The following is a 23,324-nucleotide window of genomic DNA, read 5'->3' on the forward strand; positions in this document are numbered from 1 at the left end:
CGGGGAGACTGTGGCGCGGCGTAACGAAGGTCAATCGGTGCCGTAACGGCCCGTCCGATCGCGCGCACCGCGTGACAGTTTTGCAACGCTATCGAAACGACGGCGCATCGGGGTAGTGCGCGATGACATCGCCGAGCGCTGCCTCCAGTGGCGCGAGATGCGCCGCGAACGGTCGCCAGGCGCGATCGCCGCCGGTATAGATCGGCTGGCGCACCTGTTCGGAGCTTGCGGTGCGCACCGCGCGCGCGGTTTCGTGGAAGGTGAGGCAGGCGGGCTCGAACTCGACGCCGCACGCGCCCAGCAAACGGCGGACTTCGGCTTCGGTATCGGCGACCAGCGTTTCGTGGATCACGCGGTGGATACGGGCCGGCTGCACCGTGTCGAGATGCGCCATCAGCCGCACATAATCGCGGTAATAGCGGCCCATGTCATCAAGCGCGTAGCTGAACGCCTGACCGCGCGCGAAATGCTGTTTGAAGTTCGAGAAACAGCACGCCCGCGGATCGCGCCGCGCGTCGATGATCGTCGCGTTGGGCAGGATCAGCCGGATGAGGACGACATGCGCCCAGTTGTTCGGCAACTTGTCGATGAAGAACGGACGGTCGGTGCGCCGCTGGACGGCGGTCCGCCGCAGATACTCCTCTCCCATCGCGCGCGCCTGGTCCGCGGTCAGATCGGCGAGGCCGTGCGGATAGCGATCGATCCGCCGCGCGAGGGCGGGGAGATCGGGCAACTCGCTCGTCCCCTCGATCCGGCTATGGCTGGCGAGGATCTGCTCGACCAGCGTCGATCCGGCGCGCGGCATGCCGAGGATAAAGATCGGGTCGCGTGACGGCGTTCCCCAGCCGGCGCGCGCGGCGAAGAAATCGGGTGTGGCGAGCGCGGTGCAGTCGTCGACGAAGCGCTCGGTTTCGTCCGCGTCATAGGTCAGCTGGGTGCGGCGCAGCGCATTGCCGGCCGCATAATGGGCAAACGCGCGGTCCGCCTCGCGGCGATCCTCGCATGCCTTGCCGAGCGCGAAGTCGAGGTGGAAGCGGTCTTCGTCGGCAATCGCCGCGTCGGCGCGCGCGGCCTCCATCGCGGCGATATCGGCATCCTCGAAGCGCACCGTCTTCAGGTTCGCGAGACTCCACCACGCCTCGCCGAGGTCGGGTTTGAGCGCAATCGCGTGGCGGTAGGCGGCGATGCCGTCCGCCTGGCGTCCGACCGTCTTCAGCATATGGCCATAGCTCATCCAGACTTTAGGCTGGTTCGGCGCGTCGTGCAGGACGCGCTCGTAGAGCGGGATTGCCTCCTCGAAACTGCCGAGCCGCCCCAACGCCGCCGCCTTCAGGTTCGCATGGCCGATATGATCGGGGTCCTCGGCGATCAGCGTGTCGAGCTCGGCGAGCGCATCGACCGGACGGTTCAGCCGGTAGAGCACGATCGCGAGGTTCGCGCGCGCGGCCGAGAATGCGGGCGAAAGCTCCAGCGCGCGGCGCAGGAGGTGCTCGGAATCCTTCAGCCGCCCGATCCGGCCGGCCAGTTCAGCCAGCATGCGGATCGCACGCACATCGAACGGGTCGCGCTTCAGATACGCCTTCAACCCGCGCTCCGCCTCGGGAATGCGGTTGTCGTGGAGCGCGAGCGCGGCGTCGAGCAGGTCCGGCGGGTAGCGGCCCGCACTTGGCTGATCGGATGAGGGCGCGCGGCTAGCCATGTGCCCCGGCATAGCCAAGGGCGATGCCCCTCGCCAAGCGGGGCGTTTCATGGTCTGATGTTGGGGAATGCGAGGCGGGGCGGGATGAACGATCAGGAGACACGGCCATTCGGCTTCTGGACCGCGGTGGCGCTCGTCGTCGGCGGGGTCATCGGTGCCGGCATCTATGTCGTGCCGACATCGTTCGCGAACTATGGCTGGAGCGGCGCCGCGGCATGGATCGCGGGCGGCATCGGCGCGCTGATCATAGGCCGCGTGCTGGCCGCGCTCACCGCCGCGCGGCCCGACCAGCCGGGGCTGATCGCGGCGATCGGCGCCGAATTGGGGCCGGTGATCGGCGTGCTCGTCGGCTGGGAGGCCTGGGTCAGCTACTGGTGTGCCAACGCCTATATCTCGCTGACCGCGGCGCGTTATGCCGGGCAGATCGTCCCCGGCCTCGCGATGACCCCCGTCCGTCAGGCGGTGACGGCGTGCGCGCTGCTCGTTGCGCTGACCCTCCTCAACCTCAGCGGACTGAAGACGTCGGGCCGGTTTCAGGTCGTGACGACAGCGCTCAAGCTGCTACCGCTCGCGGCCGTGGTCGCGATCGTCGCTGGGCTCGCGCTTGGCGGCGGTGAGGGCGCTGCGATCACCCCGCAGGCGCCGCTAAACCTCGGCACGCTGGTGGCAGCGACCGCGCTCAGCATGGTCGCGATCATCGGCTTCGAATCCGCGAGCATCGCCGCCGAGCGCATCCGCGAGCCCGAACGCAACGTCACGCGCGCGACGATGCTGGGCATTGCGCTGTCCTGTGCGATTTACCTCGTCGTCTGCACCGGTATCGTGCTGACGACACCCGCCGCCGATCTGGCCGGGTCGAACGCGCCGGTCGCGATGTTCATCGCGCGGCATTGGGGACCGTGGGCGGGCGCCGCGGTGGCGGCGTTTGCGGTGATCTCGACGGTCGGGTGCCTCAACGTCTGGGTGCTGATGCAGGGCGAGGTGCCGCTCGGCCTCGCGCGTGCGGGACTGCTCCCCGCCTGGTTTGCGCGCACCAACGCGAAGGATATCGCGACCGTGCCGCTGGTCCTCGCCTCCGCGCTCGCCAGCGTGTTGCTGTTGGTCGGGTGCTGGCGCGGCGGCGCGGCGCTCATGGATTTCATGCTGCGGCTGACCGCGGTGTCGGGGGTGTGGATCTATGCCTTTGCCGGCATCGCCGCGATGAAGGCGCGGGTGCGCCCGGTGCTGGGGCTCCTTGCAACGCTGTTCTCGGTCGCCGTGATGATCGGCAGCGGGGCGGAGGCGACGCTGCTCAGCATCGCGCTGATGCTCGCCGCCTTGCCGCTCTACGCCGCCACCCGCCGCGCGGCCCTACGCACGGCGCAGCAGCCGGCCTGACAGCGACCGGTCGCGCAGGATTTCATGCGCGGCATTGTGGCCCGGCGCGCCGGTCACGCCGCCGCCGGGATGCGTCCCCGCGCCGCACATGTAGAGCCCTTTGATGGGCGCGCGGTAATCGCCATGGCCGAGCACCGGGCGCGCCGCCCAGAGCTGATCAAGCGTCATGTGGCCGTGCATGATATCGCCGCCGATCAGCCCGAACTTGCGCTCCAGATCGAGCGGCGAATGGATCTGCCGGGCGATGATCGAGGCCGTGAAATTGGGGGCGTGCTTCGTGACCTCCTCGACGATCGCGTCCGCCGCGGCCTCGCGCTCGTCGTCCCAGTTGCGACCGTCCGGCAGCTCCGGCGCGAACTGCTGGCAGAAGAGGCTCGCGATATGCTGGCCCGGCGGCGCGAGGGTATCATCGACGCTCGTCGGCAGCTTCATCTCGACGATCGGCGCCTTCGACCAGCCATAGGCCTTTGCGTCGGTGAACGCCTTGTCCATGTAATCGAGCGTCGGCGCGATGATGATCCCGGCGGTGTGATGCTCGGCCTTTTCCTTGCCCGGCAGGACGGTGAAATCGGGCAGTTCGGAGAGCGCGACGTTCATCCGGAACGTGCCCGACCCGGCCTTGTAGCCGTCCATCCGCCGCGCGAACTCGGGCGTCATGTCGGCGCGGTCGACGAGTTGGCGGAAGAGCAGGGCGGGCCCTGCGTTCGACGCGACGATCGGCGCCGCGATCTCCTCCCCGCTTTCCAGCCGCACGCCGGCGACACGCTTGCCATCGACGAGCACGCGCGCGACCGGCGCCTCCAGGCTGATCTCCACCCCCGCCTCGACGCACGCCTCGGCCATATACTGCGTGATCGCGCCCATCCCGCCGACGCTGTGGCCCCACATCCCCATCTTGCCGTTCACCTCGCCGAAGACGTGATGAAGGAGGACGTAGGCGCTGCCCGGCGTGTCGGGGCTGGCATAGTTGCCGACGACCGCGTCGAAGCCGAAAGCGGCCTTCACATGCTCGTTCTCATACCAGCTATCGAGGAAGCTGCGCGCGGACTTGACGAACAGGTCCATGACGTCACGCTGCGCCTCGATGTCCATGCCCGCGAGCCGCCGCCCCTGCGCGACGCCGGCGATCAGCGACCGCAGGCCGCCGCCGACATTGGGCGGCGTCTTGAGCGCCAGATCGCGCAGCACCTGCGCGACGCGTTCCAGCGCTTCCTCATAGCGAGGGAAGGTCTCCGCATCCTTCGCCGAAAAGCGCGCGAACTCGGCCTGCGTGCGCGCCGTCCCGCCGCCGAGTTTCAGATAGCCGTCCGCGTGCGGGAAAAAGTTGCTGATCGTCCGCTCGATGATCCGCCAGCCGCGTTCGTGCAGCTTCATGTCCCTGATGACCTTGGGGCGGAGCAGGCTGACGGTGTAGCTGGCGGTCGAGTTGCGGAAGCCGGGGTGGAACGCCTCGGTCACCGCCGCGCCGCCGACGATGTGGCGGCGCTCGAGGACGCGGACCTTCATACCCGCGCGGGCGAGGTAGAAGGCGCAGACGAGGCCGTTATGCCCGCCGCCGATGATGAGCGCGTCGTAGGATTTGGTCATAGCGCAATATCCGTTGGTGCTGAGCGAAGTCGAAGCACGTTGGTGATCGCTGGCCTTCGACTTCGCTCAGGCCGAACGGTGGGGATAGCGCGACCACCCCGCCGCCGGCGCATGGTGTAGCCGCGCCTCGGGAATCCTCTCCCTGATCTTCCGCGCGAAGCTGCGCAGGCACACCTCGCTCGCCCCGATCGGCCCGACTGCGTAGCTGCGCGACGCCATGCCCTGCTGCACCCGCTCGATCAGCCAGGTATCCTCGGCATTCACGGTGCGGTTGATCCGCCAGTTGGCGTAGCGGACGAGCTTCATCACGCGTCGATCGTCTGGCAGGGCGAAGGTCATCTCGCGCAGCACGCTCGTCGTCGGCGTCAACGGCAGCCACTGCATGAAATCGATCTGGTCGGCATAGATGTCGAACGCCATGTTCGGCCACAGCTTGTAATACAGCCACAGCCGCTGGTTCGCCTCCGGCAGATGATCCACGCGCGGCAGATGCGTCTGATAGAATCGCTCCCACGGATCGGCGGAGGGGCGATCGACGAGCTGCCCCGACATCTTGTCGACGAACGGCTCCGCTTCGATCGCGTAGCTCTTGCCGAACAGCCGCGTCAGCCCTTCATGCGCGACGGGGATGTGCAGGTTGTCCGAATAATTGTCGCCGACATTCTTCCAGTTCACCGCCCGTTCGCGGAGGCGGACGTCGCTCAGGCGGCGCATATCCTCGAAGCGATAGGGCGCGATCTCGTGGTCGTAGGGCGCCATCATGTCCGCGACCGAAGGACCGCCATCCTCCAGCCGAACGAAGACGAACCCGCGCCACCGATCGATCTCGACCGGGGCGAGGCCGTTGTCCTCGAGCCGTAGCGCGGGATAGTCGCGCTTCATCGGCACGCCAGACAGCCGCCCGTCGAGCCCATAGGTCCAGGCGTGATAGGGGCAGACGAGCTTGCGCGCGCACCCCGCATTTCCCTCGACGAGCCGCATCGCGCGGTGGCGGCAGACATTGTGGAAGGCGCGCAGTGCGCCGTCGTCGCCGCGCAGCACGACGAGGCTTTCACCGAGATATTCGATTGTCCGCCAGTCGCCCGGGTTCGGCAGGTCGCTTTCGTGACAAACGATCTGCCAGGACGGCCGGATGACCCGATCGCACTCGACCGCGAAATACTCGGCGTCGGTGTAGAGCCAGCCCGGCAGGCTCCAGTCAGCATCCGGATCGGGTGCCGGCGCCGGTGGGGAAAGGTCGGCGAAACGCTGCGCCATTTGGGCCTCCCGGTTGCTTGTTGAACGACCGTATAATAACGTGCCGTCATGCACAAGCCCGCCTATTCGCGCGATCATCCCGACGATCGCCGCGCGAGCCTGATCGCGGCGACCCGGCGTGTGCTGACCCGCGGGGGGGCCGGCGCAGCGACGGTGCGGGCGATCGCGGCGGAGGCGGGGGTGTCGCCGGGTCTGGTCGGCCATCACTTCGACGGAATCGATGCGTTGATCGCGGCGACCTATGCGGTGGTCGGCGCCGAGGTCGAGGCGGCGCTGGCCGCGGCCGTCGCGGGTGCCGGCGACGATCCGCGGGCGCGCCTGTCGGCCTATGTCGGGGCGAGCTTCGCCGCGCCGATCGCGGACCCCGCGCTGCTCGCGACCTGGATCGCCTTCTGGAGCCTGGTCGCCGCCAAGTCGGAGATCGCGCGGCTGCATGAGCGCGTCTACGCCGCCTATCGCGCCGATCTTGAGGCTCTGCTCGCGGCATGCGGCGTGGCGGCGGCGCGTCGCCGGCTAGCCGCCATTGCGATCACCGCGCTGGTCGACGGGCTGTGGCTGGAGCTCTGCCTGTCCCCGGCGACCTTTACCGCCGCAGAGGCGCGCGCGATCGCCGAGGCGCAGCTGGCGGCGCTGCTCGTATAGCGCAGGCACATGCCACCCCGGCGAAGGCCGGGGCCCAGTTGAAATGTGGGATGTCATAGCGCGCCACGCTCGTTTCCGATGGTCGCGCAACTGGGCCCCGGCCTTCGCCGGGGTGACGACAACTCGGAAGACTGCCCTATCGCGACAAATCGGTGAGGAGCGACCGGTAATAGGCAATCGCCGGGCGGATGTTCGCAACCGGGGTCCGTTCGTTCAACCCGTGGCTGAAATCGTCCGATTCCTTCAGGAACATCGGGCTCGCGCCGTAGCTGGGTACGCCGTGATACCGGAACCACATGCTGTCGCTCGCGCCCGCGGCCATGCTGGGGAAGACGGGGACGCCGGGATAGGTCTTCGCCATCGCCTTCGTCACCGCCGCGACGAAATCGGCGCGGACGGGGGACGCGTCGTTGGGCACCGAGCCTTCGGTCACGTCCTTGAAGGCCACGGCCGGATCGGCGGCGACGCGCGACAGCTCCGCCATCACCGCGGCGGGCTTCACGCCGGGAAAGATACGGCAGTTGATGTTCGCGGTCGCACGCTGGGGCAGCGCGTTCAGCGCGTGGCCGCCCGATACCATCGTCGCGACGCAGGTCGTGCCGATCTGTCCGACATAGGCGGGGTCGGCGGCAAGGACCGCGATCGCCTTCTCGTCCGCCGGGTTCTTCGCGAACGCGCGCATCGCATCGGCGATCGCGCCGGTCTTGTGCTTGGCGGCCTCGACGAAGAAGGTCCGCGTCACGTCATTGACCTGCGGGGTAAAGCGGTAGTTGCCGATCCGCACCAGCGCCGCGGACAGCTGGTTGATTGCGTTGAGCTTGCGCGGGGCCGACGAATGCCCGCCCGGATTGGTGACGGTCAGCTCGAAATCGGCATAGGTCTTCTCCGCCCCCTGCCAGGTGAAGAACTGCGGCTTGCCATCCTCCGCCAGATGCCCGCCGCCGCCGTCGATATTGAGCACCATTTCGGCGTTCTTCAGCTTCTCCGCGATCAGCGCGCTCGTCTTCATCCGCGTCTCCTCGTCGCCCGAGAATTCGAGGATGATGTCGCGGCGCGGGCGAAAGCCTTCGCGCTTCATCTGGAGGAGCGCCGCCATCGCGATCGCGGCATCGAACTTCATGTCGGTCGCGCCGCGCCCGAAGAGATAGCCGTTCTCGACCACCGGCGTGAACGGATCGCGCTGCCAGTCGGCGGGCTTCGCCTCGACCACGTCGATATGCCCCGAAATGACGAGCGGCTTCGCCTTCGGATCGGTGCCCGGCCAGCGCGCGATCATATACGCCGTGTCGTCAACCGGCGTGATGCTGATCTCGTCGGTCGCAAACCCGCCCGCGACCAGCACCGATTTCAGATAGGCGGCGAGCTGCGGTGTCTGGTTGCCGGGTCCCGCCACGCTGCGAAAAGCAATGGCGCGCTTGGCGATGTCGAGCGCCTGGGTTTCGGCGGGAGTCGCGGGTGCATCCGCTGCATGTGTCATCGAGGGAGACATCCCTGCGAACGCGATCGTCATTGCCGCCACAACTGTCCGCATCATCGCCACCCTTCTCGCGTCATTCCGATGGGAGGATAGGCAGCGGAAGCGGCGCGCGACAAGCGCTCGTATCGCTGCGCAAAATGCGTTGCACACCGGACCAATTCCCGCTACCGATTGGAAGCGCTTCCAATTCGAAGCGCCAAGAATGGCGGATGCGTGCCGGATTGGGGCCGGCCACGTCCATGGGGAGGATGAATGATGGTTCGCAGCGCGCGCGACGGTGCACCCGTGTCCCGGGTTTCGGCTGGCCTGTATCTTGCGGCATCGGCAATCGCGATGGCGGCGGCGGTGCCAGCGCTGGCGCAGGAAGCGACCGCGCCGGTGCCCGGCAGCACCGATCAGACGACACCCGATCAGCAGACGACGACCGCGCCCGCGCAGCAGCCCGGACAGGTTGCGCCCGACGACCAGACGCAGGCGTCGGACATCGTCGTCACCGGCATTCGCCGCGGCATCAAGGATTCGATCGACCTCAAGAAGCGCGAAACGTCGATCGTCGAGGCGATCTCGGCGGAGGATATCGGCAAGCTGCCCGACGTCTCGATCGCGGAATCCATCGCGCGCCTGCCGGGCCTGGCGGCGCAGCGCGTCAACGGCCGTGCGCAGGTCATCTCGATCCGCGGCCTCGCGCCCGATTTCACCACGACGCTCCTCAATGGCCGCCAGCAGGCGAGTTCGGGCGACAACCGCGCGGTCGAGTTCGACCAGTATCCCTCGGAACTCCTATCCAGCGTCGTCATCTACAAGACGCCGGACGCGCAGATCGCGGGCTTCGGTCTGTCGGGCACCGCCGACCTGCGCACCGTCCGCCCGCTCGAATTCGGCAAGCGCGCCTTTGCGGTCAACGTGCGCGGTGAAAAGACCGAAGGCGCGCGCCTGAACCAGGATCTGCGCAACTGGGGCGGCCGCGCGAGCGTCAGCTATATCGACCAGTTCGCGAACGGCACGCTCGGCGTCGCGTTCGGCTATGCGCACCTCGATTCCCCGTCGCAGAACAAGCACTACAAGGCTTATGGCTATGAGGCGTTCGGCGACCAGACCGATGCCAATGGCAACCCGATCAACGTCGTCCAGCCCGACAGCGCCGATGGCGCGCTGCTGCTGAACGGCCAGGAAGCCTTCCTCACTTCGCGCCTCAACAAGCGCGACGCCTTCATCGGCATCATCGAATGGCAGCCGAGCGAGAATGTCCACTCGACGATCGACGCCTATTATTCGAAGTTCGATCAGAAGGAGGTCACGCGCGGCGCGCAGTGGTTCTCCAACCCCTTCGCGGACGGCCTGACCTTCACCAACGTGACCGCGGAAGACCGCGACGGTTCCAAGTTCGCCGCAACCGGCACTGCCAACAATGCGATCCCGATCATCCGCAACGACTACAACACCCGCCAGGACGATCTCGTCTCGATCGGCTGGAACAACGAGTTCAAGCTCGACGACCGCACGAAGTTCTTCACCGACCTGTCCTACTCGCGCAATCATCGTAAGGAGCAGATCGCGGAAACCTATGCCGGCTACGGCCTTGGAGTCGGTGGCGTGAACCCGACGACGCAGACGGTCGGACGCACTAACGACACGATCGGCTTCACCGTGCCCGCCGATGGCTTCCCGACCTACGATCCCGGCCTCGACTATGCCGACGCGTCCAAGGTCTCGCTCGGCGACCGCGCGCCTTGGGGCGGGTGGGGCCATGACGGCGCGATCCGCTTCCCCGATGTGAAGGAATCGGTCTACGCGCTCGATCTCCGTCTGAATCACGAACTCGACGGCTTTTTCGACAGCGTCGATGTCGGCGTGAACTACACGCACCGCTCGAAGAGCAAGTTCGTCAATGATAACGACCTGTTCCTGAAGAACGGCCGTCAGCAGACCCTCGTCGATGCCGGCGATCTCGTCACGCCGACCGATCTCGGCTTCGTCGGCTTCGGCAATGTACTGAGCGTCGATCTGCGCACCGCGCTCGACAAATATTATGATGTCTCGCCGATCCGTGACTCCAACTTCTACGACAAGAACTGGGGCATCACCGAGGATGTCATCACCTGGCACGGCAAGCTCAACATCGACTGGGGCCGGTTGAAGGGCAATGTCGGTGTCCAGATCATCGACCAGACCCAGCGCTCCAGCGGCGTCATCATAAACGGGAACAGCCCGATCAACCGCGTCGATGGCGCAAGCTACACCGATATCCTGCCCAGCGTGAACCTGATCTACGATTTCGGCGGTGGCTTTAGGCTGCGTCTCGCCGCGTCGAAGACGACCGCGCGCCCGCGCATGGACGATCTGCGCGCCAACGTGTCGCCCGGCTTCAACCTGCTGGCGTGCGCCGGGCAGCCGTGCGGGCCGGGCACCGTCGTCAATCCGTGGTCGGCCAGCGGCGGCAACCCGAAGCTGAAGCCGTGGCGAGCCGATGCGCTCGACGCGTCCTTCGAATGGTATGTCAATCCGACGACCTATTTCGCGATCGCCGGCTTCTACAAGAAGCTCAACACCTACATCTACCAGCAGTCCGGTCTGTTTGACTTTACCGGCATCCCCCAGCCTGCCGATGTGTCGTTTCCGGCCGGCACCACGATCAGCCCGATCGGCCAGATCACGCTCCCCGCCAACGGCAAGGGCGGCAATCTGAAGGGGCTGGAATTCTCCGGCTCGTTCAACTTCGGCACGATCACGAACTTCCTCGACGGCCTGGGCGTCCTCGGCAGTCTGTCGCTGACCGAATCGAACCTCAACCCGACGTCGAACCCCGATCCGACGCAGGCGGTCCGGATTCCGGGGCTGTCGGGAACGATCTACAACGTCACCGCCTTCTACGAAAAAGGCGGCTTCCAGGCCCGTGTCAGCCAGCGTTACCGCTCAGCGTTCAAGGGGGAGGTTGTCCAGCTCTTCGCGACGCGCGGCTTCACCGAAATCCTCGCCGACAAGCAGGTCGATGCGCAGATCGGCTATACCATTCAGGGCGGCGCGCTGGAGGGGCTGGGCATCCTGTTCCAGGTCAACAACCTGACCGACTCGCCCTACCGCACCCGGCTAGGCCTCGACGGTGGCGGCACGACGACGGCGGACGGCGCCTCGCTGCTTGAAACCTATGAGAAATACGGCCGGCAATATCTGCTCGGCTTCAACTACCGCTTCTGATCCTCCCCCTGGAGGGCGGCGGGTCCCCTCGCGCCGCCCTCGTCTTTTTGGGGTAGGCCCTAACCTGCACTCCGTTCGTTTCGAGTAGGGATCGAGCGAAGTCGAGAGCCCGTATCGAGAGAGGCTCGCCAGTGTCGCTGACCTCTCGACACGTCATCTCGGCAGGCTCGATGGTTGCTCGAGGCAAACGGAGAAAGGACGCGGCGGATTTTCGATGATGGCGATCGAGGCTAGGCTGGCCCAATGAACCAACTCAAACGCATCCTCATCGCTGGCGGCGGCTCGGCCGGGTGGATGACGGCCGCGATGATGAGCCGGCTGTTCCAGGGGCTGTACGAGATCATCCTCGTCGAATCCGACGCAATCGGCACCGTCGGCGTCGGCGAGGCGACGATCCCCGCGATCAAGAAATTCAACGAGCTGCTCGGCCTCAACGAGAATGAATTTCTCCAACGCACCCAGGGCACCTTCAAGCTCGGCATCCGCTTCATCGACTGGCTGCGCCCGGGCAGCAGTTACACCCACGGCTTCGGTGTCATCGGCCAGGACTTGGAATGGCTGCGCTGCCACCAATATTGGCTGAAGATGCACGGACTCGGCCGCGCGAGCGCCCTCGACCATTTCTCGATCAACACCGCCGCCGTCCACCACAACAAGTTCATGCGTGCGCGCCCCGATCAGCCGCAATCGCCGATCGGCCAGATCGCCAACGCCTTCCATTTCGACGCCGGCCTCTACGCCGCCTATCTCGCCGACTACGCCCAGGCGCGAGGCGTGCAGCGGCGTGAGGGAAAGATCGCCACGGTCACGCTCGCGCCCGAGGACGGCCCAGAAAGCGGATTCGTCCGCTCGATCACGATGGCGGACGGCGAGACGATCGAGGCCGACCTCTTCATCGATTGCTCGGGCTTTCGCGGACTCATCATCGCCGAGGCGCTGGGCGCGGGCTATGACGATTGGAGCCACTGGCTCCCCTGCGACCGCGCGGTCGCGGTGCCGTCCGAGCGCTCCGACGATTTCACCCCCTACACCCGCTCCACCGCGCGCCCCGCCGGCTGGCAGTGGCGCATCCCGCTCCAGCACCGCACCGGCAACGGCCATGTCTATGCCAGCCGCTGGATGAACGACGCGGAGGCCGAGGCGATCCTGCTCGACACGCTCGACGCCCCCGCCGCCGGAGACCCCCGCCGCCTGCGCTTCGTGCCGGGCAAGCGTACGCAAGCCTGGGTGAAGAACTGCGTCGCGATCGGCCTGGCGGGCGGCTTCCTGGAACCTCTGGAATCGACCGGCCTCCACCTCATCCAGTCCGCGATCCTGCGCCTCGTCCGGCTGCTTCCCGATGCCGGGTTCGATGCCGCCAACATCGCCGAGTTCAACCGCCAGACCGATTTCGAGTACGAACGCATCCGCGACTTCATCATCCTCCACTACAAGGCGACCGAGCGCGGCGACACGCCGTTCTGGCGCCACGTCCGCGACATGGCCGTGCCTGCGACCCTCCAGCGCAAGATCGATCTCTTCGCCGCAAACGGGCGCATCTTCCGCGAAGATGACGAGCTGTTCGCCGAGGAAAGCTGGATCCAGGTCTTCATTGGCCAAGGGATCATCCCGCGCGGCTACGACCCGCTCGTCGACGCCAAGTCCCCCGACGAGATCGCGGCGTTCCTCGGCAACATCGAACAGGTCATCGCGCGCTGCGTCGAGGTGATGCCCACCCATGCGGAGTATGTCGCGAAGACCTGCCCCGCGCGCCCACTTACCGCTTCGGCGCGCCCGGTGCCGGGCTTTGCAGCCGCGCGATAAGCTCCCGGCGCATCTGCGCTACGTCGCGCGGGTCCGTCGCCGCCAGGATGCCGCGCGCATGCGGCGGGATATGCGCGGCGGGATCGCCATCGCCCGCGAACACATAATGCGCGAACATCGCCCGCCAGTGCCGCTGCTGGTCGGCGGGCAGGGTGCGCAGCGTCATCAGACCATGCAGCAGCGCGTCCCAAGGCGAACCCCCATCAGTCCGCGCCGCATTCCACCAGTAATTGACGAGCAGGTTGGCTGGCTCCAGCGCCTCGACATGGTGATACCAGCCATAGGGAATGTAGAGCGCATCCCCCGGCCCGAGCTCCGCCTCCTGCGCGCTCGCCAGCGCGTCGGCAAAGCGCGGGTAGCGGGCGAGATCGGGCGCGGTCAGATGGACCATGCTCACCGGCGTGCCCGCGGGGGTCAAATGGAACGGCCCCATATACAGGTTGGGCAATTGCTCCGGCGCGAAAAGGGTGAAGCGCCGCCGACCGGCCGCGACGACCGCGACATTCTCCATCGGATCGTTGTGAATCGCGACGCGGGCGCGCGTGCCGATCCAGAGCCGCGGGGCAGCGTCGGCTGGAACGAGCGGCATCGCGTTCGCGGCGGCAAAGCTTGGCAGGACCGCGTCCGCGCTAATCGCCTGCACTGCCAGCGTATCGGGAACGGGCTCTGCCTCGGCGGCGAGCGCGCGCAGGAAGCCGGCCAGCGTATCGGGTCCGCGCACGAAATTCGTGCCGCGCAACCCCGCGTCATAATGCAGCCGCCCTTCCGCTTCGGGCGCGGCCCGCACGACGGGAACGGGCGTGTCGTTCGCCAGACTCGCGAGATAGTCCATCCATTGGGCGCCGGCGCGCACGACAGCCCAGTCGGCCGCCACGCCGCGCAGTACGACGGGTTCGGCGGCGGGGCGCACCTCGCCGTCGAAGATCGCAGGCGTTACGCCGTGGCGTTCGGGAATGGCGCGCATGACCTGGTGGTGCTCGGCGCTCATCCCAGCACTGTCAACCGCGCGGAGCGCCGGTGACGCCGAGCGTCAGCGTGGAGCGCGTCGGCGGCGAAGGCGAGCCGATCGTCGTCATCGATAACTTCGCGCCTGATCCGGATGCGCTGGTCGACGCCGCGGCTGCGATCACCCTCGCGGCCGCCGGCGAGTTCTACCCCGGCCCGCGCGCGCCCGCGCCGCCCGAATATTTCGCGCAAGTTGGCGGGCTGGTCGCGGCGGCGGTCCGCAAGGTCTTCGGCTATCACGATCACCTCGCGGTCGACCGGGCGCTCTTCTCGCTCGCCACCACGGACCCTGCCGACCTGTCGCTTGCCCAGCGCATCCCGCATGTCGATTCCGTCGAGCCGGGGCGGATCGCGATCGTCCACTATCTCTCGCGCACCGACTTTGGCGGCACGCGCTTCTTTCGCCACCGCGCGACCGGGTTCGAGACGATCGATGCAGTGCGGCACCGCGCCTATCTCGATGCGCTCGCCGCCGAGTTCGCGACGCAGGGCGAGCCGCCGCCCGGCTATATCAGCACGGATTCGCCGCTTTTCGAAACGATCGCGACCGTGCCGCCGACGTGGAACCGCGCGATTCTCTACCGGTCGGGCCTGCTCCACTGCGCCGCGATCCCGAACGACATCGAGTTGCCCGCCGACGCGCGCACCGGGCGGCTGACGATTGCAAGCTTCCTCACCGCGCGCTGATCGTCCAATAGGCTTAGCGATCATGCCCCACGGAGACGAAAAACTGACGCATCGCAAGCCGACGATCGACGATGTCGCGGCGCTTTCCGGCGTCGGCCGCACGACCGTGTCGCGGGTGCTGAACGACGGCCCCAATGTCAGCGCGAAGATGCGCGCGCGGGTGCTGACCGCGGTCGAGACGCTTGGCTATCAGGTCAACGTCCAGGCGCGCTTCCTTGCCGGCGGCACCGCGCGCACGATCGCGCTGATCTGTGCCGCGGACGTCGAGAACGAGCCGAACTCCTACTACCAGTCGGCGCTTGAGGTCGGCGCGCTCAGGGCCTGCGCGCCGCTCGGCTTCCACCTCGTCATCCACAGCGTCGTCCAGACCCGCCCCGATCTCGCCGACGAGATCGCGCAACTGATCGAGGACAGCCGCTCCGCCGGTGCGATCCTGACCCCGCCTTTCTCCGACAACCTCGCGCTCGTTCGCCGGCTGGAGAAAACGGGCCGCGCGGTCGTCTGCATCTCGCCCGGGCCGCAGACCCATGGCGCTGCGCCGGGGGTGGGGATGGACGATGAAGCCGCCGGCTTCGCGCTGGCGACCGCGCTCCTCGCGCTCGGCCACCGCCGCTTCGGCTTCATCAAGGGGCTGGAGCACCATCTGTCGGCGGAGCAGCGCTATCGCGGCACTGTCCAGGCGCTCGCCGCCTATGGTCTGGCCGAAGGCGCGATCACGTCGGTGCGCGGCAACTTCACGTTCAAGGGCGGGAAGGAGAGCATGCCTGCGATCCTCGCCGCCGATCCGCGCCCGACCGCGGTGATCTGCGCCAATGACGACACCGCGGTCGGCGCGCTCTTCGCCGCGCACGAGCTCGGCGTGACGGTGCCGGCCGATCTCTCGATCGCGAGCTTCGACGATACGCCCGTGTCCGCCCTGGTCTGGCCGCCGCTCACCACCATCCACCAGCCGATCCAGCGCATGAGCCAGCGCGCCGTCGAAATCCTGGTCGATCGCCTGACGACGGGCGGCAAGGGCCGGGGAGAAGGGGGACAGGGGGGGCACGCCGCTCCGATGGAATACCTCCCCTTCGCGCTGATGACGCGGCAGTCGACGGCGGCGCCGGCGGGGTGAGCGGCTGTTCCGCAGCTGAGCCGCCTCACCTGTAACCCGACCCACGTGCTACCCGGAATAATCCGGACGTTCGATGTCACGCACGATCCCGGCCTGCCCGGGTGCCCACCCCAGCGTCTGCCTGGTCCACTTACTCGATGCGGGGCCATCAATGCAGACCCAGGCCGCCAGGGGGCCGAAGTGCGTTTCCGCTTCGTCCTGCGTGAGCGATTTCGCTGGCAAGCCGAGCTGGCGGCCGATAGCATCGGCGATGTCGCGATACGGCATCCCTTCCTCCGCGACGGCATGATAGGCTTCGCCCCGCGCGCCACGTTCGAGTGCCAGGCGGTAGACGGTGGCGGAATCCAGGCGGTGGACGGCGGGCCAGCGATTCTGTCCGTCGCCGACATAGGCCGACACGCCCTTTTTGCGCGCGACCGCGGCAAGCATCGGCACGAAACCATGTTTTTCGCCGATGCCGTGCACGGAGCGCGGATTGCGCACGACATTCGCGTGCACCCCGCGCTCGGCCAAAGCGAATGCCGTCTGCTCCGACATGCGCGGGAAGCCGGGCCTCACGGCCGGCCTGTCGGTCTCGATCGCCGTGCGGCCGTTGTGAAGGAAGCCGCCGGTTACGATGATCGGCCGATCGGACCCGGCGAACACGTCGCCAAAGGCCTCGATCGCAGCTCTTTCCTCTTCGGCCAATTGCTCGATCTTCGACAGATCGAGGCCGAACGCGGTATGGACGATGCCATCGGCGTCCCGCGCACCCTGCCGCAATGTCTCCAGATCGCCGAGCGAGCCGATCAACGGCGTACCCCCGGCGACGCTGAGTGCGCTGCCCTTCTCCGCAGACCGCACCAATCCGACCACCGCATGGCCGGCCGCCAGCAGATCTTGGGCGATCATCGAGCCGATCCAGCCACTGGCACCTGTCAGGAATACGCGCATCGCAATCTCCTTGCCGCACGGGACGAAACCGTTATGACCCGTGTCAGTGACTGACATAATGGTCATGTCAGTCACTGACAAGGGCGGTGATATGGCAAACCGGGACGGCGACGTGAGAGATCGCCTGCAACAGGCAGCATTGGGGTTGTTTCAGGAACACGGCTATGACCGCACGACGGCGGCCGAGATCGCCGCCCGGGCGGGAGTCACGGAACGGACGTTCTTCCGCCATTTCCCGGACAAGCGAGAGGTGCTGTTCGACGGCGAAGCCATCCTGCGCGAAGCGCTGCTCGCCGCAATCGGTGATATTCCCGACGATGTCGGACCGCTCGACACGCTCTTTCGCGCGTTCGGATCGATTCAGCCCCTTCTTGAAAACAACCGGTCGTTCGCCAAACCGCGGCAGGCGCTCATCGCAGGCACACCAGCGCTTCAGGAGCGCGAACTGGCGAAACTGGCGGTGTTGGCGGATGCGTTAGCGGAGGCGCTGGTGGCGCGGGATGTTCCCGAAGTTCGCGCTATCCTCGCAGCCAGGACGGGCATGGCTGCCTTCGCGCAAGCCGTCATGTCCTGGCTCGATGACGAGGAGGGTGGCCTCGGCGCGCGCCTCGATCTCACCGAACGTGAACTCAATGCCATCGTTACGCATTGCTGACCCGGTTGACAATCGCTCCCTCAACCCGGAAAGCATTCTCATTGGAAGCGCTTCCAAGTCGCGCGATAATCGGGAGGGGTAAGATGCTCGGCAAGGCTCGTGACGCGTCGATCGCGGCGTCGGTGATGGCGCTGGGTTGGTCGATGCCTGCCGCGGCGCAGGATGCGCTCGCGCCCGCCACAACCAACACCCCCACCGCCGCCGAAACCCGCGCCAACGCCCTTGCCGACAAGATGACGCGTGCGGAGAAGCTGCGTTACGTCCACGGCTATTTCCCGCCGCTGTCGAAAGATCGCCCCGCCGACATGATCCCGTCGGCAGGCTATGTCCCCGGCGTCCCCCGGCTCGGCATCCCGACGCTAAGGGAAAGCGATGCCAGCCTCGGCGTCGCCAACCAGATCGAACAGCGCAAGGGCGACGTCGCGACCGCGCTGCCCGCCAGCCTCGCGCTCGCCGCCAGCTTCGATCCCGATCTCGCGTATCGCGGCGGGGCGATGATCGGGGCGGAGGCGCGGGCGAAGACCTTCAACGTGCTCCTCGCCGGCGGCGTCAACCTGACGCGCGATCCGTGGGGCGGGCGGACCTTCGAATATCTGGGGGAAGACCCGCTGCTCGCCGGCATCATGGCCGGGGAGTCGATCCGCGGCGTGCAGTCCAACCACATCGTCTCGACGGTGAAGCATTTCGCGCTCAACCCGCAGGAAACGCTGCGCACCACCACCGACGCGACAATCGGCGAGGCGGATCTGCGCGAGAGCGACCTGCTCGCCTTCCAGATCGCGATCGAGCGCGGCCAGCCCGGCTCGGTCATGTGCTCCTACAACAAGGTCGATGGCGACTGGGCGTGCGAGAACGACTTCCTGCTCAACAAGGTCCTGAAGCGCGACTGGGGCTATAAGGGCTGGGTAATGTCCGACTGGGGCGCGGTTCACTCGACGGTAAAGGCCGCGAATGCCGGGCTGGATCAGCAATCGGGACGCGAGCTCGACAAGGCGATGTTCTACGGCGCGTCGCTGGCGAAGGCGCTGGCCGATGGCAGCGTATCGGCCGCACGCCTCACCGACATGAACCGCCGCATCCTGTGGGGCGTCGTCTCGACCGGGCTGATCGACAACCCCGTCCCCACCACTGCGCCGCTGCCGATCGATTACGCCGCGCACGCCAAGGTCGCGCAGGAAGTCGCCGAGAAGGGCAGCGTGCTCCTGAAGAATGACGGCAATCTCCTGCCGCTCGCGAAGACCGCGAAGCGCATCGTCCTCATCGGCGCACATGCCGATGTCGGCGTGCTGTCGGGCGGCGGATCGAGCCAGGTCCGCTCGGTCGGCGGCGCGCCGGTCGAGATTCCGCTGACCGAGGGCGCGGCCTCCTCCTTCGCGCGGGTGACCTGGCATGCCTCCTCGCCACTCGCCGCGATCAGGGCGATGGCCCCGGGCGCAGAGGTCACCTACATCGACGGCCGCGATCCTGCCGCCGCCGCGCGCGCGGCCAAGGCCGCCGACCTCGCGATCGTCTTCGCCTGGCAGTGGCGCACCGAGGCGCAGGATATCGAGACGCTGTCGCTCCCCGACAATCAGGACGCGCTCATCGACGCGGTCGCCGCCGCCAACAAGCGCGCGGTGGTGGTGCTGGAAACCGGCGGCCCGGTCCTGATGCCGTGGCTCGCGAAGGTCCCCGCGGTCCTCCAGGCCTGGTATCCCGGCCAGCGCGGCGGGCCAGCGATCGCGAACATCCTCTTCGGCGCGGTCAACCCCTCGGGCAAGCTGCCGATGACCTTCCCCGCCAGCGCCGCCCAGGCCCCGCGCGCGACCATCCCGGGCCTCGCCGACATGAAAGCGGTCGATGCGCGCCGGAAAGCGGGCAGTACCTACGGCATGGTCGATCGCGACGCCGAGGTCACCGTGCCCTACACCGAAGGCGCGGCGGTCGGTTACCGCGGCTATCTCAAATCGGGCACGAAGCCGCTCTTCCCCTTCGGCTACGGCCTCTCCTACACCAACTTCCGCTATGCCGGATTGAAGGTGGAGGGCGGCGATACGCTACGCGTCCGCTTCACCGTCACCAACACCGGCAAGGTCGCCGGCGCCGACTCGCCGCAGGTCTATGCGCTCGCGGGCAAGCGCGGCGGCGCGACGACCCGCCTTATCGGCTTCCAGCGCGTCGATCTCGCCCCCGGCGAGACGAAGGAGGTCAACGTCACCGTCGATTCCCGCGTCATCGCCGATTACGACCCGGCCCAACCCGGCTGGCACGTCGCCGCGGGCAACTACCCCATCACCGTCGGTCACTACGCCGGCGACGCCGCGCTGAAGGGCAGCGCCACGCTCACCGACATCCGGATGAAGCCATGAGGATCCTCGCCGCCGCCGCGCTCCTCGCGATCGGCGCTGCGCCCGCGCCGCGCACGGCAGAGGCGTGGCTTACCACGGGCGACGGCAAGCAGCGCCTCGCCCGCGTCGCGCTCACCCCGCCCGCCCCGAACGCACTGCGGATCGTCATCGACCCCAAGCAGCGCTTCCAGACGATGGTCGGCTTCGGCGCCGCGATCACCGACGCCTCCGGCATCCTCATCGCCAACATGAAGCCCGCCCAGCGCACCGCGCTGATGCGCGATCTGTTCGGCACCGCCCCCGGCCAGCTCGCGCTCGGCTTCACCCGCCTGACGATGGGCGCCTCGGACTTCTCGCCCACCCATTACAGCTTCGACGACATGCCCCCCGGCCAGCGCGACCCGGACCTGCGCCGCTTCTCGATTCAACCCAACCGCGCCAATGTCCTCCCCGTCGTCAAGCAAGCGCTCGCCATCAACCCCCGCCTCGTCGTCATGGCCAGCCCGTGGAGCCCGCCCGGCTGGATGAAGACCGGCGATGCGCTGATCGGCGGCACGCTGCGCCCCGACGCCTACGCCCCCTACGCCCGCTACTTCGTCCGCTACCTGCAGGCCTATGCGGCCGAGGGCGTGCCGATCCGCTACCTCACCATCCAGAACGAGCCCGATTTCTCGCCAGATAGCTATCCCGGCATGAAATGGCCCGCCGCCGACCGCGCGCGCTTCGTCGGCCGGCACCTCGGCCCCGCACTCGCCGAGGCGAAGATCGACACCGCGATCCTCGAATGGGACCATAATTGGGACCAGCCCCAGCAGCCCCTCACCGCACTCGCCGATCCCGCCGCCGCGCGTTTCCTGAAAGGCGTCGCCTGGCACTGCTACGGCGGCGATGTGTCCGCGCAAGCCAGGGTCCACGCCGCGCACCCCGACAAGGAAACGTTCTTCACCGAATGCTCCGGCGGCGGCTGGCGCCCCGGCTGGCAAGCGGGCTTCTCGGACGCGGTCCGCAACCTTATGATCGGATCGACCCGCAACTGGGCGAAGGGCGTCCTCCTCTGGAACCTCGCGCTCGACCCCGCAGGCGGACCCCACAAGGGCGGTTGCGGCAATTGCCGCGGGGTCGTCACGATCGATCCGAAGACCGGTGTGGTGACCCGCAATCTGGAATATTATGCGCTCGGCCATCTCAGCCGTTTCGTGGTGCCCGGCGCGGTGCGGATCGCGGCGACGACGGTGTCCGGCGTGGTCGAGACAGTCGCCTTCCGCAACCCGGACGGATCGACCGTGCTGCTCGCCTACAATCCCGGCAAGACGCCGCGTGCGCTTGCGGTTACGCTTGGCCGAAGCGCCGCCGGGCTGCGGCTGCCGGCGGGCGCCGCCGTGACGATCAGGATGGCGCCCGCGACCTGAGGCGGGAGAACGAACAGGAGGACGAGGATGCTGCTGATCCTGCTCGCGGCTCAGGCTGCGAACCCGCCCGCGACGCCGCCACCGACCCTGGGGGCGTCGGCGCACCATGTCGATCTGCCGATCGCGGCGCCGCGCGGTCGCCCAACCTTCGCGGACGAGTTTTCCGCGCCCACCATCGACCGCACGAAATGGCGCTTCGACACCTCACGCAATGCAACGGGGTGGGCGAACAACGAAAAGCAATATTACAGCGCCGCCAACGCGCGCACGAAGGACGGCGCGCTGGTGATCGAGGCGCGCGCGGAAGCGCTGTCCAAGGCGCGCGCGCCGGATTGGGGCGGGCAGGCCTACACGTCCGCGAAGCTCGTGAGCCGGCAGGCGCTGGGCTACGGCTTCTACGAAATCCGCGCGAAGGTGCCGTGCGGTCGCGGCACCTGGCCCGCAATCTGGATGCTGCCGTCCAGCGGCGACTGGCCGGCGATGGGCGAGATCGACATCATGGAGATGGTCGGCTGGGACCCCAACGTCGTCCACGCGACGCTGCATACCGAGGCGTTCAACCACGCCAAGGGCACCCAGCGCGGGGCGCAGGTGACGGTGCCGAGCGCGTGCACGCAGTTTCACCGCTACCAGCTCGACTGGCGACCCGACGCGATCCTGATCGGCATCGACGACCGCGCCTATATGCGCGTCGCCAACGACCAGCCCGGCGGCGCGGCGGCGTGGCCCTTCACCCGGCCGTTCCAGATGATTTTGAACGTGGCGGTCGGCGGCGACTGGGGCGGCGCGCGCGGCATCGACGACGCCGCGCTGCCGCAGCGTATGGCGGTCGACTATGTGCGGTTCTGGGAGCGGCGGGACCGGTAGCGCGGCCCGGCCGGATTCAGAGGCGCGCTACCGCCAGGCGCGCACGCCGAGCATCCCGAGCCCCCCGCATAGCGTCAGCCCGGCCAGCGCGACCATCACCGTGCCGAAGTCGCTCGGCGTCGCCAGCGTCCAGGCGAGCGCCGGGCCGACGAGCGACGGCAATGTGTTGGCGAGGTTGAACAGCCCGAGATCGCGCCCGCGCCATTCCGGGTCGGGCAGGAGCTGCATCGCGAAGGCCGAATGGAGCGCGGCGAACACCGCCGATCCCGCGGCATAGACGGTGAAGGCGATCGCCCCGCCGCGCCAGTCGGTCGCGACCGCCATGCCGATCAGCCCGGTCGCGGCGATCCCTGCGGCCAGCAGCAGGAACGGCTTGCGCCGCCCCGTGCGATCGGACAGCCGCCCCATCAGCAACGCGAGGGGCAGCGGGACGATGAAGGCGATGGTCAGCAGCTGCCCGACCTGCGCCGGCAGCGCGCGCCGGTCCGCAGCCGGCAGGATGCTTTCGAAATAATAGAGCAGATAGCCCTGCGCGACGACGCCAGCGATCTGGACGAGCAGGCGGGCGCACCCTGCGATGACGAGGTCGCGGCGCGGCGGCATGGGTGCGACGGCGAGCGGATCGGCGGCGACCGATCCGGCCACGATCGTGCGCCGCCGCGACAGGATCAGCGGCGTCACGCACACGCTCGCGATCAGCGCGACGATGGCGAAGCGCGACGCGTCGGGCAGGAAGGTCGCGGTGACGAGCGTGGCGGAGACGGCGGAGGCGGCGGGGCTTGCGAGCGCCAGAAGCCCTCCGGCGAGCCCCTTTTGCGCATCGGGAATTTCCTCCGCCATGATCGGCATCATAGGGGCAAGGAGCGCGTTGACCGCGAACTGGAACAGGACGACCGCGGCGACGATCTCGACCGGGGTGCGCGCGAGCTCGACGCCGGCGTAGCTGATTGCGGTCAGCACGACGCCGGCCGCCATCCAGCCGCGCCGCCCGCCGCCGCTGCGCACCGACCGGTCGCTCAGCCAGCCGAACAGGATATTGGACAGGCTCGCCGCCACCGCGCCCGCCGTCACGCATGCGCTGATGACACCGATGCGTGCGTCGCCGCTCAGCGCCTCGATGCGCAACGGCAGCAGCAGGGTCAGGAGCGGCATATAGGCGATGACCCCGCCGACATTGGCGAGTGCGAAGATCATCAGGAACGCGCCCGAGCGCAGCGACGGTCGTGCGGTCGGCGGGATGGAGGCGAGGGGGGCAAGGGTCATCGGCGCGCAGACCCTGCCCGCGATCCT

17 protein-coding genes are annotated in these 23,324 nt (G+C 67.8%); 10 read left to right on the forward strand and 7 right to left on the reverse strand.

Features of this window, described 5'->3' with window-relative positions; genetic code table 11:
* Positions 1–88: 88 nt before the first annotated feature.
* Positions 89–1,699 carry a tetratricopeptide repeat-containing sulfotransferase family protein gene (locus BOS5A_RS04345; protein ID WP_151953966.1) on the reverse strand — a complete coding sequence of 537 codons (1,611 nt, stop codon included), beginning with the start codon at positions 1,697–1,699 and terminating at the stop codon, positions 89–91.
* Positions 1,700–1,783: 84 nt separating this feature from the next.
* Here BOS5A_RS04345 and BOS5A_RS04350 point away from each other — a divergent pair, with 84 nt between their 5' ends.
* Positions 1,784–3,076, forward strand: coding sequence for an APC family permease (locus BOS5A_RS04350; protein ID WP_199857195.1), 1,293 nt, complete (start codon positions 1,784–1,786; stop codon positions 3,074–3,076).
* Here BOS5A_RS04350 and BOS5A_RS04355 read toward each other — a convergent pair.
* Both BOS5A_RS04355 and BOS5A_RS04360 read right to left on the reverse strand, forming a co-directional pair.
* Entirely contained in the window at positions 3,050–4,663 is a 1,614-nt protein-coding gene (locus tag BOS5A_RS04355; RefSeq protein ID WP_151953968.1) for a phytoene desaturase family protein, read from the reverse strand. The two genes, BOS5A_RS04350 and BOS5A_RS04355, sit on opposite strands and share 27 nt — an antisense overlap.
* 66 nt (positions 4,664–4,729) lie before the next feature.
* Positions 4,730–5,920 (reverse strand): aromatic ring-hydroxylating oxygenase subunit alpha, encoded by a 1,191-nt coding sequence (locus BOS5A_RS04360; RefSeq protein ID WP_151953969.1) that lies wholly within the window; start codon positions 5,918–5,920, stop codon positions 4,730–4,732.
* 48 nt (positions 5,921–5,968) lie between these two features.
* Here BOS5A_RS04360 and BOS5A_RS04365 point away from each other — a divergent pair, with 48 nt between their 5' ends.
* Positions 5,969–6,562, forward strand: coding sequence for a TetR family transcriptional regulator C-terminal domain-containing protein (locus BOS5A_RS04365; protein WP_151953970.1), 594 nt, complete (start codon positions 5,969–5,971; stop codon positions 6,560–6,562).
* A 136-nt stretch (positions 6,563–6,698) separates the two neighbouring features.
* Here the strand turns inward: BOS5A_RS04365 and BOS5A_RS04370 are convergent, their stop codons facing one another.
* Entirely contained in the window at positions 6,699–8,093 is a 1,395-nt protein-coding gene (locus tag BOS5A_RS04370) for a M20/M25/M40 family metallo-hydrolase (RefSeq protein WP_151954501.1), read from the reverse strand.
* Positions 8,094–8,291: 198 nt separating this feature from the next.
* Here BOS5A_RS04370 and BOS5A_RS04375 point away from each other — a divergent pair, with 198 nt between their 5' ends.
* Together BOS5A_RS04375 and BOS5A_RS04380 are read left to right on the forward strand one after the other, a co-directional pair.
* The gene (locus tag BOS5A_RS04375) at positions 8,292–11,234 is read left to right on the forward strand and encodes a TonB-dependent receptor (RefSeq protein ID WP_199857196.1); all 2,943 of its coding nucleotides are present in this window, start codon (positions 8,292–8,294) and stop codon (positions 11,232–11,234) included.
* Positions 11,235–11,477: 243 nt separating this feature from the next.
* Positions 11,478–13,037: a tryptophan halogenase family protein gene (locus BOS5A_RS04380; protein WP_151953971.1), complete on the forward strand. Its 1,560-nt coding sequence runs from the start codon at positions 11,478–11,480 to the stop codon at positions 13,035–13,037.
* Here BOS5A_RS04380 and BOS5A_RS04385 read toward each other — a convergent pair.
* The gene (locus BOS5A_RS04385; protein WP_234419195.1) at positions 12,991–14,025 is read right to left on the reverse strand and encodes a cupin-like domain-containing protein; all 1,035 of its coding nucleotides are present in this window, start codon (positions 14,023–14,025) and stop codon (positions 12,991–12,993) included. The genes BOS5A_RS04380 and BOS5A_RS04385 overlap by 47 nt on opposite strands.
* Positions 14,026–14,054: 29 nt before the next feature.
* Between BOS5A_RS04385 and BOS5A_RS04390 the strand changes: the two genes are divergently transcribed.
* Together BOS5A_RS04390 and BOS5A_RS04395 are read left to right on the forward strand one after the other, a co-directional pair.
* Positions 14,055–14,729, forward strand: coding sequence for a DUF6445 family protein (locus BOS5A_RS04390; protein WP_151953972.1), 675 nt, complete (start codon positions 14,055–14,057; stop codon positions 14,727–14,729).
* 22 nt (positions 14,730–14,751) lie between these two features.
* Positions 14,752–15,843 (forward strand): LacI family DNA-binding transcriptional regulator, encoded by a 1,092-nt coding sequence (locus BOS5A_RS04395; protein WP_199857197.1) that lies wholly within the window; start codon positions 14,752–14,754, stop codon positions 15,841–15,843.
* Between the two features lie 48 nt (positions 15,844–15,891).
* Here the strand turns inward: BOS5A_RS04395 and BOS5A_RS04400 are convergent, their stop codons facing one another.
* Positions 15,892–16,776, reverse strand: coding sequence for an SDR family oxidoreductase (locus BOS5A_RS04400; RefSeq protein WP_151953973.1), 885 nt, complete (start codon positions 16,774–16,776; stop codon positions 15,892–15,894).
* A gap of 64 nt (positions 16,777–16,840) precedes the next feature.
* Here BOS5A_RS04400 and BOS5A_RS04405 point away from each other — a divergent pair, with 64 nt between their 5' ends.
* The 4 genes from BOS5A_RS04405 (at position 16,841) to BOS5A_RS04420 (ending at position 22,034) form a co-directional block, all read left to right on the forward strand.
* Complete coding sequence (locus tag BOS5A_RS04405) at positions 16,841–17,431, forward strand: TetR/AcrR family transcriptional regulator (protein WP_234419196.1); 591 nt, start codon at positions 16,841–16,843, stop codon at positions 17,429–17,431.
* A gap of 83 nt (positions 17,432–17,514) precedes the next feature.
* A complete protein-coding gene (locus tag BOS5A_RS04410) occupies positions 17,515–19,779 on the forward strand; it encodes a beta-glucosidase family protein (RefSeq protein ID WP_151953974.1) in 2,265 nt (754 codons plus the stop codon).
* Positions 19,776–21,167 carry a glycoside hydrolase family 30 protein gene (locus tag BOS5A_RS04415; RefSeq protein WP_151953975.1) on the forward strand — a complete coding sequence of 464 codons (1,392 nt, stop codon included), beginning with the start codon at positions 19,776–19,778 and terminating at the stop codon, positions 21,165–21,167. Before BOS5A_RS04410 ends, BOS5A_RS04415 begins: the two co-directional genes overlap by 4 nt.
* Before the next feature lie 27 nt (positions 21,168–21,194).
* Complete coding sequence (locus tag BOS5A_RS04420; RefSeq protein ID WP_151953976.1) at positions 21,195–22,034, forward strand: glycoside hydrolase family 16 protein; 840 nt, start codon at positions 21,195–21,197, stop codon at positions 22,032–22,034.
* A gap of 27 nt (positions 22,035–22,061) precedes the next feature.
* On the opposite strand, the gene BOS5A_RS04425 is transcribed toward BOS5A_RS04420, so the two are convergent.
* Positions 22,062–23,297 carry an MFS transporter gene (locus BOS5A_RS04425; RefSeq protein WP_151953977.1) on the reverse strand — a complete coding sequence of 412 codons (1,236 nt, stop codon included), beginning with the start codon at positions 23,295–23,297 and terminating at the stop codon, positions 22,062–22,064.
* Positions 23,298–23,324: the final 27 nt, after the last annotated feature.

This window comes from Sphingomonas sp. EC-HK361 (genome assembly GCF_902498785.1).
Taxonomy (GTDB): Bacteria; Pseudomonadota; Alphaproteobacteria; order Sphingomonadales; family Sphingomonadaceae; genus Sphingomonas.

Coding starts and splice junctions, on each gene's coding strand:
- BOS5A_RS04345 (WP_151953966.1), bottom strand. CDS start 1,699: ATGGCTAGCCGCGCGCCCTCATCCGATCAGCCAAGTGCGGGCCGCTAC.
- BOS5A_RS04350 (WP_199857195.1), top strand. CDS start 1,784: ATGAACGATCAGGAGACACGGCCATTCGGCTTCTGGACCGCGGTGGCG.
- BOS5A_RS04355 (WP_151953968.1), bottom strand. CDS start 4,663: ATGACCAAATCCTACGACGCGCTCATCATCGGCGGCGGGCATAACGGC.
- BOS5A_RS04360 (WP_151953969.1), bottom strand. CDS start 5,920: ATGGCGCAGCGTTTCGCCGACCTTTCCCCACCGGCGCCGGCACCCGAT.
- BOS5A_RS04365 (WP_151953970.1), top strand. CDS start 5,969: ATGCACAAGCCCGCCTATTCGCGCGATCATCCCGACGATCGCCGCGCG.
- BOS5A_RS04370 (WP_151954501.1), bottom strand. CDS start 8,093: ATGCGGACAGTTGTGGCGGCAATGACGATCGCGTTCGCAGGGATGTCT.
- BOS5A_RS04375 (WP_199857196.1), top strand. CDS start 8,292: ATGATGGTTCGCAGCGCGCGCGACGGTGCACCCGTGTCCCGGGTTTCG.
- BOS5A_RS04380 (WP_151953971.1), top strand. CDS start 11,478: ATGAACCAACTCAAACGCATCCTCATCGCTGGCGGCGGCTCGGCCGGG.
- BOS5A_RS04385 (WP_234419195.1), bottom strand. CDS start 14,025: ATGAGCGCCGAGCACCACCAGGTCATGCGCGCCATTCCCGAACGCCAC.
- BOS5A_RS04395 (WP_199857197.1), top strand. CDS start 14,752: ATGCCCCACGGAGACGAAAAACTGACGCATCGCAAGCCGACGATCGAC.
- BOS5A_RS04400 (WP_151953973.1), bottom strand. CDS start 16,776: ATGCGCGTATTCCTGACAGGTGCCAGTGGCTGGATCGGCTCGATGATC.
- BOS5A_RS04405 (WP_234419196.1), top strand. CDS start 16,841: ATGTCAGTCACTGACAAGGGCGGTGATATGGCAAACCGGGACGGCGAC.
- BOS5A_RS04410 (WP_151953974.1), top strand. CDS start 17,515: ATGCTCGGCAAGGCTCGTGACGCGTCGATCGCGGCGTCGGTGATGGCG.
- BOS5A_RS04415 (WP_151953975.1), top strand. CDS start 19,776: ATGAGGATCCTCGCCGCCGCCGCGCTCCTCGCGATCGGCGCTGCGCCC.
- BOS5A_RS04420 (WP_151953976.1), top strand. CDS start 21,195: ATGCTGCTGATCCTGCTCGCGGCTCAGGCTGCGAACCCGCCCGCGACG.
- BOS5A_RS04425 (WP_151953977.1), bottom strand. CDS start 23,297: ATGACCCTTGCCCCCCTCGCCTCCATCCCGCCGACCGCACGACCGTCG.